The organism is Actinomadura madurae, assembly GCF_047130825.1.
Classification (GTDB): domain Bacteria; phylum Actinomycetota; class Actinomycetes; order Streptosporangiales; family Streptosporangiaceae; genus Spirillospora; species Spirillospora madurae.
On sequence record NZ_CP083237.1, the window covers coordinates 1,777,387 to 1,788,107 of the forward strand.

Consider the following 10,721-nt stretch of genomic DNA (forward strand, 5'->3'; position numbering starts at 1 on the left):
CGCCGCGCCCGCGCCACTCTGGAGCCATGCAGCGCGACCAGAGCGGCCTGGAGATCCTGGACGAGGGCGAGTGCCGCGACCTTCTGGCGGGAGCCCGGATCGGGCGCATCGTCTTCACCCACCAGGCGCTGCCCGCCGTCCAGCCCGTCAACTTCGTCCTCAGCCGGGACCACATCGTGATCAAGACGTCGCGGACGTCGAGGCTGGCCACGGCCGCCGCGAACACCGTCGTCGCGTTCGAGATCGACGAGTTCGACACCGCGGCCCGGACGGGCTGGTCCGTGGTCGTCGTCGGCCGCGCCCGGCGCGTCACCGACCCGCGGGAGCTCGCCGCGCTCGCGGCCCTCCCCCTGCGGAGCTGGGCCCCCGGGGAGCACGACGCCTTCATCCTCGTCCAGTGCGAGCTCGTGACCGGCCGGCGGATCGCCGAGCCGGTCGTCACGCCCTGAGCGCTCCGTTCCGCTGGGCCGTCTCGGAGAGCTCCATCAGCCGTGCCTGGGTCGCCTCAAGGCGTTCCACGACGAGTCCGGCGAAGCGGCGGGTCAGCTCGTAGCCCATGGACGGGTCGACCGCGCTGAGCGTCCGGACCAGGCGGCCGTCGAACTCGATCGCCCGGACCGGCGTGCCGGCGACGCCTCCGAACCGCCACCGGTGCGGCCCGAACAGCCAGGACCAGCCCAGCACGGATCCCGGGCCGAAGGTCTCCACGACGACGGGCCCGCGGCCGGGCGTGTGCAGATCGACGGCCACGGTCCCCTCCTGGATGAGCCAGAACCGCTCGGCGGGCTCGGACTCGTGGAAGATCCGCCGTCCCGCCGGTATCTCGGTGTAGCGTGCCGCGGTCGCCAGCCTAGCCAGGCCGGTCGCTCGCATGCCGCTCAGGAACGGTTCACGGGCGAGATCTGCTCCGGTCACGATGCCCACCTGTCTCACCCCAGATTCCTTCTCATCCGCTGATTGCCCTTCCATCCCACCCTCCGGGGGAGCCGCTCCACAGGGCCGAACGGCCTTCATGGACGGGACCTCCGCCGCGCCCCTGATCACCTGACCGTGCGACCACGCGCGAGGACGCCCACCGACAGGGTGGGCGTCCTTTGCGGTCTTTGTCGGCTACTTGAGGATGGGGAGGCGCTTGGCCAGGCGGGTGTTGCCCCACCAGCGGCCCAGCCCCAGGGTGTCGCCCGCGCTGACCAGCGCCAACCCGACCAGAACGATCGCGTAGACCAGGTGGTCGTCCATGAACACGTTGTTCTCCGGAGGCAGCACCGCCGTCCACATCATCACCAGCAGCACCGCGCCCGCGGCGGCGGCGATCCGCATCCCGATGCCCAGGACCAGCGCGGCGCCGATCCCGCCCAGCCCGATCATGAACAGCCAGTCCGCCCACGCCGCACCCGCGATGTCGTGGTAGAAACCGGCGAACGGACCCGTCGGGGAGTTCTTCAGGAACCCCTCGGTCGGGCTGCCGCCCTCGATCCACGCCTTGGCGGCCGGAGTCGCGTGCCCCAGCCCGAACATCTTGTCCAGGAACGCCCACACGAACACCCAGCCCAGCGACAGCCGGGCCAGCGCCCAGACATAGCGGGCCGCGGGCGACTCGGTCAGTGGCTTGGGGGTCACCACCCGCACCAAGGTGTCCCTCCGGACGTGCGTCTTGTGCTCGGAGAGTGCCATCGCCACTCACCTTCCATCCCATCGCTGATCTCTTCACCCCTCACTCAACGCCACCCCGACGGCCCGGCCCCAGATCCGTTCGGCCCACGATCATCGAGACGGAGGTCCCCCGTCCTTGCGCCCTATCGAGGCCTTCCGGCCCAGGAGAAAGGACCTTCGGCTCTGCAACCACCCAATCCGGGACTTCTAACGTCGTTTCCGGCGGCAATGGAAGGAACGACGCATGAAACCGGTCAAGGTGCGCGCGCGTGCGGACCGCTGGCGCCGCAGGTTCGGCTTCGACGGCAACGACCTGCGCCGGCACGTGGACCGCCTCCAGTGGAAGGTGGGCCTCTTCCTCCTCGTGCTCTTCCTCAGCGTCTCTCCGCCTCTCTGCGCCCACGTCGTCCAGACCGTCCACGACTCGGGCACGCGCACCGAGAAGGAGGCGGCCGCCACGCGGCACCGGGTCAGCGCCACCGTCGTGAAGATCGAGGAGCTGAAGAACCGGCACCGGGTGACCGTCGCCTGGACCGAACCGGACGGGACACGGCGGACGGACGACTACACCGCCTGGGGCGCACCCGCCGCAGGGGACCGCCTCACGGTCTGGGTCGGCCCCGGCACCGTGTCGACCTCGCCTCCCCCGGGGCGCGGGTGGACGATCACCCGCACCGTGACGGCGGGCGCGGGAACCCTGCTCGCCGCGGGCCTGCCACCGCTGGGCGTCTACCTGCTGGTCCGGCGGCGGTGCGACCGACTCCGCTACCGGCTCTGGGACGCCGCGTGGACCCGATTCGACAACCACCACATCGGTCCGTGACCCGGTCGCACGGCGATCCGGGCGCCGTGCCTCTTTCAGGACGTTGGTCCCGCGATCTACGGACGTCCGGTCCGGGTCACGGCGGCCCGTCGCGGGTAACGTCCAGGGCATCATCTGCGAGCAGAGGACGTGCGATGACGAGCGGTAAGGAAGAAGGCGCCACGGCCATCCGGGTGTTCCTCCTCGACGATCACGAGGTGGTCAGGCGGGGCGTGGCCGCGCTGCTGTCCGCCGAGGGCGACATCGAGGTCGTCGGCGAGGCGGGCACCGCCGCCGACGCGCTGGCCCGCATCCCCGCCGCCAGGCCGGACGTGGCGGTCCTGGACGTCCGGCTCCCCGACGGCGACGGCGTCACCGTCTGCCGCGAGATCCGCTCCCGGCTGCCCGACCTGGCCTGCCTGATGCTGACCTCGTTCGACGACGAGGACGCCCTGTTCGAAGCCGTGATGGCGGGCGCCGCCGGCTACGTCCTCAAACAGATCCACGGCTCGGACCTGGTCGGCGCCGTCCGAACCGTCGCCACCGGCCAGTCCCTGCTCGACCCCCGCAGCACCGCCCGCATGCTCGAACGCCTCCGCAGCCGCCAGGAGAAGAAGGACCCCCTCCAAGGCCTCACCGACCAGGAACGCCACATCCTCGAACTCATCGGCGAAGGCCTGACCAACCGGCAGATCGGCGAACGCCTCTTCCTCGCCGAGAAGACGGTCAAGAACTACATCTCCAGCCTCTTCGCCAAACTCGGCATGAGCCGCCGCACCCAGGCCGCCGCCCTCGCCGCCCAGATCAAGGCCGACTCCGCCCATTCCGCGAAGCGGCGCGAGTAGCACGCCCCGGACCGCCTGTGTCCGGTGATGAGGTCAGATCCAGCCCATGTTGGAGGGCTGGGGGAAGCCCCGGTACCAGATGCCGTAGGCGGTGAGCATCGCGACGGCGGGGGCGAACGCGGGGAGCAGGACCCGGCCGAGACCGTCGCGGGTTCGCCAGCCGTAGACGGTGAAGGCGGCGGCGACGGCGATGCCCATGAAGGCCGTGGTGCCTTCGATGGAGTTGGTGGTCCAGGTGATGGCGACGCCGAGGCTGAGCGGCAGGTAAAGCCGGGTACGCGGCGCGGGCGTGCGGGCGAATGCGGTGGTGAGAGCGGCGAAGACGAGCGCCGTTCCGGCGTACCAGAGGTAATGGCCGACGGTTTCGTCCCAGAGGTGAGCGGTCGGGCCCGGTTGGACGTTGTAGACCGAATTGGCGGAGAGATGGATCCCGTGGCCTTCGGTGTAGGTAATGGCGCCGATGAGGTAGAGGACCCAGGTGCGGGGGCGCGCGTGGGCGACGTGCAGAGCGGCCGCGGCGGTGAGCAGGACGGCGTACGGGGTGAGGATGTCGATCCAGTCCGCCCAGCTGGTGTGGCCGACGCTGCCGAGCGGAGCGAGGGCGAACCCGAGATGGTGGGTGAGGGTATAGAGGGCGACGGTGGCCACGAGCCATCGCCGTGCGTATGGGCGGTCGGGAATGGTGGTCATGCCCAGCAACGTAAACGTCCTGCCCGCACCGGAGGTGAGCGATGGTGAATGCCGCGGCACTGGCAGCCGCAACCGGCCGCGACCGTCACCGCCGCACGCGACGAGCGCGGGGTGGCCGTGACGGTCGGCGGCGAGCCGGTCAGGAGGCCGACATGCGCGTGAGCGCGCGACGGCTCTTCCGATGAGGGTGTTCCTCGACCGTCCGCTCGGGGACGCCCTTCGGCGGGACGCGCACCTCGATGCGGCCGTCCTGGACGCGCGTCTCGTAGCAGGGCTGCTGAGCGCTGGCCGGGCCGCGCACGATGCCGCCGTCGGCGAACCGGAACGTGCTGCCGTGCCACGGACACACCACGCAGCCCTCCTCGAACGTCCCCTCGTCCAGCGGGCCGCCCATGTGACTGCAGGTCGCGGCCAGGGCGTACACCTCCCCGGACATCCGGTGGAGCAGGACCCGCACGCCGCCCACGTCCACCGTGCGGTGCTCGCCGTCGGACAGCTCGGCCTCCGCCAGCGTCGGCGTCCACTCCTCCGGGCCCTGCAGCCATGCGGTGCGGTTGACGTTGACGCCCCTGACGAACGACAGGTGACCGCCGAGGTAGGCGCTCGCCGCCAGGACACCCCACCCCACGAACCCCAGCACCTTGCCCTGCCGGCGCTTCCCGCGGGCACGCGCGACGGCCGACGCCACGTACAGGCCCAGCGCCGCGGAGTTCGACGCGGCGTGGACCAGCCCCACGCGCCGCTCCGGTCCCAGCGTGTCGGACCAGTCGTTCAGCCCGGTGATCGCGGTGGGCAGCGCGGCGACCACGCCGGTCCGCACCAGCAGATCGGCCGCCGGCTCGGCATCGCGTCCCCCGGCGATGTCCAGCAGCGCGGCCATGCTCCACGCGCCGATCGGCACGTCGGTGAGCGTCGGGTGCAGCGGGTGCCCCAGGTTGGTCCCGCTGAGCAGATTGCGGACGAGGCGCGGCCGTACCGCCCGCTGCACCGCCTTGCTCACCGGCTTGGCGGCCCCGTCGAGCGCCTCCGCCCTCTCCAGCCGACGCATCATCTTCTGCGGCATGCTCATCTTGCCTCCCCCAAGGCACGACATCACTAATCCGCTCCTATCCCCCGCACACCTCCGAAAACCCCACTCCCTCAACCCGCACACCCGGTGACCTTGCAGAGCGCGCTCAGGTCAGCAGTTCCAGCAGGTGGCCCAGCGTTTCCTCGGGCGCCTCCTCCGGCAGGAAGTGGCCGCCCCGGACGGGGCCGCCACGCACGTCAGCGGCCCAGACCTTCCAGACGTCGAGCGGTTCGTACCACTGCCCGACCGGGCCGGTGGCGCTCCACAGCACCAAGGTCGGGCACTCGATGCGTCGGCGGCCGCGGTCGGCCTGGTCGTCGGCCACATCCAGGGTGGCGGCGGCGCGGTACTGCTCGCATATCGCGTGGACGGCGTCCGGATCGGCGAAGGTCGCCCGGTAGGCGTCGCGCACTCGGTCGGGGAACACGCCGGGTACCTGGGACCAGGCGTCGAGCATGTGGTCGACCAGCACCTGCGGCGCCGCCGCGATCAGTTCCTCCGGCACCGGGCTCGGCGCGGCCAGGAACGACCAGACCCAGTACCCGAGGCTGAAGTCGGCGTCGGCGCGGGCGTAAGCATCGCCGGTGGGCACGACGTCCAGGACCGCCAGGTGGCTGACCGCGGCCGGGTGGTCCAGTGCCATCCGGTAGGCGCACCGGGCGCCCCGGTCGTGGCCGGCCACCGCGAAGCGGTCGAACCCCAGCGCCGCCATGACCTCGACCTGATCGGTCGCGAGCGCCCGCATCCGGTACGGCCCGTGGTCCGGCGCGCTGGGCGGCCTGCCGCTCGCGCCGTACCCCCGCAGGTCGGTCGCGACCACCGTGAACCGTTCGGCCAGCGCCGGCGCGATGCGGTGCCACATCAGGTGCGTCTCGGGGATGCCGTGGAGCAGCAGTACCGGTGGCCCCGCCCCACCCCGAACACCATGGATCGTCGTCTGCGACGTCGAGATGTCGAATTCGTCGAAACCCTCGAACACCACGGCAACGCTACTCCTGCGGCCCGGAATGCCGCGGCTACAGTGCGCACGTGACGGAACTCGAAAGGCTGCTCGCACTCGTCCCGCCGCCCCGGCCCCGGTGGATTCCGATGCCGACTGGACGCGGGTGGAGGACGCGCTCGGGCTGAGCCTTCCTCGCGATTTCATCGAGATCGCCCGGAGGTACGGGCGCGGCGCGTTCTGCGGTCCCCCGAACGCTGGAAGAGCGTCCACTGGACGCGCGACGACGAGTTCGAGTACCCCGAAGGCGGGGTGGCCGCCGTACTCTCCACTCTCATCGAAGGCGCGCCACCGTACGAGGAGAGACTCCGCGCGCTCCGCGAGAGCCTGGCACCGACCAGCGCACGCGGCGGCTTCCAAGGCGCAGATGGCACCCGGCAGGATCACTTCGCCGCGGCCGACGGCCAGTGGACCTTGACCTACGAGACGGCCTACGAGCACCAGCTCCGGGTCGCCCTTGGCTGCTTGTCGCGACGGCCTGCAACGATGATAGGGCCCGGCAAAATAGGCACGGTAAGCCACATTGGGCCGGCGGCGCGGCATCCGACGTCAGCCCTGGCGGGTGGGGCGGATGGTGAGGTCTCCGATCTCGACGTCTTCGGGCTGGTCGATCGCGAAGGCGATCGCGCGGGCCACCGCCTCGGGGGCGATGCCCAGCGTGGCCATGTTCTGCCGGGCCTGCTCGCGCACGGCCGGGTCGTCGACGGCGTTGTCGATGAGTTCGGTGCGGACATAACCCGGGGAGATCGACGTCGTCCGCAGGACCCCGTCGGTGCTCTCCTGCCGCAGGCCCTCCAGGAGGGTGCGGACCGCGTTCTTCGTCCCGGCGTACACCGCCTGCGTGGGGACGATCTTCAGGCCGGACGTCGAGACGACGGTGACCAGGTGACCGCCGCCCTGGCGCCGGAACACTGGCAGGACTGCGGCGATCCCGTGCAGGATCCCCCTGAGGTTCACATCGACCATCGCCGACCAGCCCTCGACGTCCAGGTCGGCGAGCGGGCCGATCCGGCTGATCCCGGCGTTGCCCACCAGGACGTCCAGACGGCCGAAGCGCTCGACGGCGGCGGTGACCAGCGCCTGGACGTCTTCGGGCCGGGTGACGTCGACGCGCAGGGCGGCCGCCTCGCCGCCGGCGGCTTCGATCTCGGCGGCCAGCCGGTCCAGCCGGCCGGTGCGGCGGGCGCCCAGGACGACGGCCGCGCCGAGGGAGGCCAGGTGGCGGGCCGTCGCCTCGCCGATTCCGCTGCTGGCGCCGGTGATGGCGACGACCTTGCCGTGGATGGTCACGGGATCCCCCAACTAGAGTGGACACATGTCCGGTTATACCGAGGACCGTAGCGGACACGTGTCCGGTTCTGTCAAGGGCGATGGAGTCCGGCGTGCGGACGCGCAGCGCAACCGCGAGCGGATCCTGCGGGCGGCGCGCGAGCTCGTGCGCGAGCCGGGAGAGCTGAGACTCAACGCCGTCGCGAAGGCCTGCGGCATCGGGCAGGGCACGCTGTACCGACACTTCCCGACGCGTGAGGACCTCCTCGCCGAGGTGTACCGCCGAGAGGTGGACGAGCTGGTCGCCGCGGCTCCGCAACTGCTGGCGACCCACCCGCCGGTGGACGCCCTGGCGGCGTGGTTCGACCGGGTGGCCGCCTACGCCCGGGTCAAGCGCGACGTCTTCGCCGCAGTCGAGGCGGCGACCGGGCATGACCTCGCCGCCCACAGCCTCGGCCCGATCGGCGAGGCCGTGGAGCTCCTGCTGGCCGCCGGCCGCTCGGCCGACAGCGTCCGCCCCGACGCCGAAGCGCGCGACGTCATCGTGCTCATCAGCTGGTTGTCGCGGCTGGACGACGCCGAACTCGACGCGCGGGGACCCCGGCTGCTGTCGATCCTCGTCGACGGTCTCCGCGCGCGGCGTCCACCGGCAGCGGGCGACCAGGCCGGTTCTCCCGAAGGACGATGATGGAACGGCCAGGTGCGATCGACCGCCGGACGCTCGCCCATCACATCGCCACCGACGTCGACCGGGCGGCGCCGCTCTTCGCGCGAATACTGCTCGTCCGCGCGATCTGGAACCTCCGCCACCATCGGGGCGACCATTCTCTCTGGGTGGCCAAGGATGTGGCCTCCGACTGCCCGGAAGCGCTCACGGCGGCGGGAGGGACCGCGCGGGAATCGGCCCGCATCTTGGTTCCCGGACACGATGCCGAGCACGACCTCAGCACCGCGGTCGCCGGCGCCGATCGGCTGAGTTCGGCCGTCCGACGTGAAGGCGACGCGTACGCGAGATACCAGCTGGCCACCGACCCGGACATCTCCATCGACAAGAAGCGTGCCGGTGAGCTGGGCGACGAGTGGCAGGACCAGAGGGGCCACGTCCGCGATGCCCTGCGTGAACTGCCTGGTGACCTGGGCAGGGGCGAGACCGGATCACTGCTGCTGGACCGCGCCCTCGACCGCGTCTTCAAGCGTGGCCTGTACTACCAGACCCGCCACTACCTGTTCAGCGGGGAGCCGGAGCGCGTATGGCGCCGCCGGGTCGCCGGCGTCCTGCAGAACGCCGCACGCGTCCGCGGTAGTGCGGCGCCCACCGGCGACCTGGCCGACAGCGTCCGCGACGGGCGCCGGGCATTCGACGGCGCCGCGCCGGACACGTGGGCACGGCAGGCCGCCGGCCGTCTCGAAGAGGTCGCGATCCCGGTATTCACCGAGCGGGAGCCGCTCACGGCCGGCAAGATCACGGCGATCCGGTTGGCGGCGCTGTGCCTGGCCTGCGAAGTGGACGGCGCCCGAACCGCCGACCCGTTCCGCGGCATCGTCACGGGGATCACCCTTTTGGAGCGGGCCGCCGTTGGCCAGGGCCATGGAGGACCGCCATGACCCTCGTCAGGTCTCGGTGCGCGGACGGGTGGCCTGGACGAAGGTGACCCGGCCGAACCTGTGGTCGGCGTGCGCGACCTCCCGGGCGTCGTCGAATCCGGCCTCGGCGAGCAGCGTGACGATACCGTTCGCGTGGTTGCGGGCCACGGCCGGGCTGTTCGCCACCCTGGCGCGCAGGGGGCGCGGCAGGTGCCGGAGGGCATGGGCCGGGCCGTGGCCGTGGGGGGCGTGGTCGGTGCCGGACGAGGGGCCGCCGAAGTCGACGACGGTGACCTTCCCGTTCGGGCGGAGGGCGCGCAGCGCCTCGCGCGCGAACGCCGTGCGGCCGTCGTCGTCGAGGTGGTGCAGGGCCAGCGAGGAGAGCACGTGGTCGAGCGTGGCGTCCTGCGCGGGGAACCGGTCGGCGTATCCCTGCACCAGGGTGAGGGGGACGCCGCGGCGGCGCGCCTTCCGCGCCGCCCTGCGCAGGGCCTGCCCGTCGGGGTCCAGGCCGGTCACCCGCGCGTCCGGCTGGACGGCGAGGACGGAGAGCGACAGGTTGCCGGTACCGCAGCCGACGTCGACCACCGCCTGGGCGGCCTCGATGCCGGCGAGTTCGACCGCACGCTCGTGGAGTGCGCGGACGCCGCCCAGCCGGGTGAAGGCGTCGTAGAACGGCAGAAGCCAGGTCTTGCCCGCGCCCGGCAGGAAGGCCCGGTCCCGCTCCTGCGGGGTTCGCTGGTCCAGGATGCGTACTTGAGCGGAAGCTCCCATGAGTGCCCTTTCGCCGTTGTCGGTGTCGGGTCCGCCGCGCGGCGGACCCTGGGTCGTCACCTCTTCAGTCTTGGACATTCCGCGGTCGCCGAGCAGCACATAACGTGGACGCCATGGGACATCCTTTAGGCGATGGGACGCCGGTGTACCGCTACCGGCGGCGTCCCGGCCTGCCCGCCGTGTCGGTGATGCGCTTCAACACCGAGACCGCCCACGCCGATCTCCCTCCCGGCCACCGGCACGCCCACGACTTCCTCGTCCTGGTCTACATCGAGGAAGGCGCGGGTTTGGTCACCGTCGACGGCACCGAACGGCCGCTGCGCGCCGGCCAGGTCCACGCCGTGGCACCCGGGCAGGTCATCGGCATCACGACCGTGGCCGAACTCTCCCGCGGCCGCGCCTGGGCGGTCGCGTTCACGGCGGACGCCGTCCCCGCCCTGGCCTCGGTGTCCCCGCTGACCTGGACCCATCACCCCCTCCTCGCGCTGTTCGCTCCCGGCGCCGGGCACGCCCGCGTGGCCGAGCCCGACCGGGCGGCCTGGTCGGCGTGGCTGGCCGACCTCGACGGGGAGCTCGCCGACCCGGTACGCCTCGGCGCCCGCGAGGCCGCCGCCGCCGCGCTCACCCGGCTCCTGGTCGCCGCCGCCCGGCTGGCGCCCGCCGCTCCCGGCTCCCCCGACCCGCTCGTCGAGCGGGTCTTCACCGAGATCGAGGCGAGGTTCCGCGAAGCGGTCTCCGCCGCCGACATCGCCCGTTCCCTCGGCTACACCCCCGGATACCTCACCACCGTGCTGCGCAGGCGCACCGGCCGCCCGCTGCTCGACTGGATCACCGAACGGCGCATGATCGAAGTCCGGCGGCTGCTGCGCCGCACCGACCTCCCGCTCGACGCCGTCGCCGCCCGGACCGGGCTGGGCGACGCCACCTACCTCGTCCGCCGCTTCCGCAACCGCTACGGCGTCACCCCGCAGCGGTGGCGCCATGCCGAACGCCGAGGACCATGACGGCGGCCGCCGGACCGGACCGCTCGTCCGG

The 10,721-nt window shown here is 72.0% G+C and carries 13 protein-coding genes; 6 read left to right on the forward strand and 7 right to left on the reverse strand.

Translation table 11 applies throughout. The annotated features are described in order from the left end of the window. Positions 1-26 precede the first annotated feature (26 nt). Positions 27-449, forward strand: coding sequence for a pyridoxamine 5'-phosphate oxidase family protein (locus tag K8Z49_RS08355; RefSeq protein ID WP_021594452.1), 423 nt, complete (start codon positions 27-29; stop codon positions 447-449). Here K8Z49_RS08355 and K8Z49_RS08360 read toward each other — a convergent pair. Both K8Z49_RS08360 and K8Z49_RS08365 read right to left on the reverse strand, forming a co-directional pair. Further along, positions 439-915: a cyclic nucleotide-binding domain-containing protein gene (locus K8Z49_RS08360; RefSeq protein WP_033333447.1), complete on the reverse strand. Its 477-nt coding sequence runs from the start codon at positions 913-915 to the stop codon at positions 439-441. The genes K8Z49_RS08355 and K8Z49_RS08360 overlap by 11 nt on opposite strands. 195 nt (positions 916-1,110) lie before the next feature. Then, entirely contained in the window at positions 1,111-1,674 is a 564-nt protein-coding gene (locus K8Z49_RS08365; RefSeq protein WP_412517943.1) for a hypothetical protein, read from the reverse strand. 223 nt (positions 1,675-1,897) lie between these two features. Here K8Z49_RS08365 and K8Z49_RS08370 point away from each other — a divergent pair, with 223 nt between their 5' ends. Further along, on the forward strand, positions 1,898-2,476 hold the full coding sequence (locus K8Z49_RS08370; RefSeq protein ID WP_021594455.1) for a hypothetical protein: 579 nt from the start codon (positions 1,898-1,900) through the stop codon (positions 2,474-2,476). A gap of 134 nt (positions 2,477-2,610) precedes the next feature. After that, complete coding sequence (locus K8Z49_RS08375; RefSeq protein ID WP_412517944.1) at positions 2,611-3,300, forward strand: response regulator transcription factor; 690 nt, start codon at positions 2,611-2,613, stop codon at positions 3,298-3,300. Between the two features lie 33 nt (positions 3,301-3,333). Here the strand turns inward: K8Z49_RS08375 and K8Z49_RS08380 are convergent, their stop codons facing one another. The 4 genes from K8Z49_RS08380 to K8Z49_RS08395 all read right to left on the reverse strand — a co-directional run bounded on the left by K8Z49_RS08380 (position 3,334) and on the right by K8Z49_RS08395 (position 7,349). Further along, positions 3,334-3,990 carry a hypothetical protein gene (locus K8Z49_RS08380; RefSeq protein ID WP_146877470.1) on the reverse strand — a complete coding sequence of 219 codons (657 nt, stop codon included), beginning with the start codon at positions 3,988-3,990 and terminating at the stop codon, positions 3,334-3,336. A gap of 139 nt (positions 3,991-4,129) precedes the next feature. Further along, a complete protein-coding gene (locus K8Z49_RS08385) occupies positions 4,130-5,059 on the reverse strand; it encodes a Rieske 2Fe-2S domain-containing protein (protein WP_024936209.1) in 930 nt (309 codons plus the stop codon). A gap of 106 nt (positions 5,060-5,165) precedes the next feature. Then, positions 5,166-6,038, reverse strand: coding sequence for an alpha/beta fold hydrolase (locus K8Z49_RS08390; RefSeq protein WP_235206535.1), 873 nt, complete (start codon positions 6,036-6,038; stop codon positions 5,166-5,168). A gap of 570 nt (positions 6,039-6,608) precedes the next feature. Next, positions 6,609-7,349, reverse strand: a complete 741-nt coding sequence (locus K8Z49_RS08395; RefSeq protein WP_412517945.1) for an SDR family oxidoreductase — start codon at positions 7,347-7,349, stop codon at positions 6,609-6,611. Between the two features lie 25 nt (positions 7,350-7,374). Here K8Z49_RS08395 and K8Z49_RS08400 point away from each other — a divergent pair, with 25 nt between their 5' ends. After that, complete coding sequence (locus tag K8Z49_RS08400) at positions 7,375-8,016, forward strand: TetR/AcrR family transcriptional regulator (protein ID WP_412517946.1); 642 nt, start codon at positions 7,375-7,377, stop codon at positions 8,014-8,016. Further along, positions 8,013-8,933, forward strand: coding sequence for a hypothetical protein (locus K8Z49_RS08405; protein ID WP_412517947.1), 921 nt, complete (start codon positions 8,013-8,015; stop codon positions 8,931-8,933). Before K8Z49_RS08400 ends, K8Z49_RS08405 begins: the two co-directional genes overlap by 4 nt. Positions 8,934-8,939: 6 nt before the next feature. Here K8Z49_RS08405 and K8Z49_RS08410 read toward each other — a convergent pair whose 3' ends face one another. Then, positions 8,940-9,686 carry a class I SAM-dependent methyltransferase gene (locus K8Z49_RS08410; RefSeq protein WP_024936208.1) on the reverse strand — a complete coding sequence of 249 codons (747 nt, stop codon included), beginning with the start codon at positions 9,684-9,686 and terminating at the stop codon, positions 8,940-8,942. Between the two features lie 113 nt (positions 9,687-9,799). Between K8Z49_RS08410 and K8Z49_RS08415 the strand changes: the two genes are divergently transcribed. Then, a complete protein-coding gene (locus K8Z49_RS08415) occupies positions 9,800-10,690 on the forward strand; it encodes an AraC family transcriptional regulator (RefSeq protein WP_412517949.1) in 891 nt (296 codons plus the stop codon). The last annotated feature ends 31 nt before the right edge of the window (positions 10,691-10,721 follow it).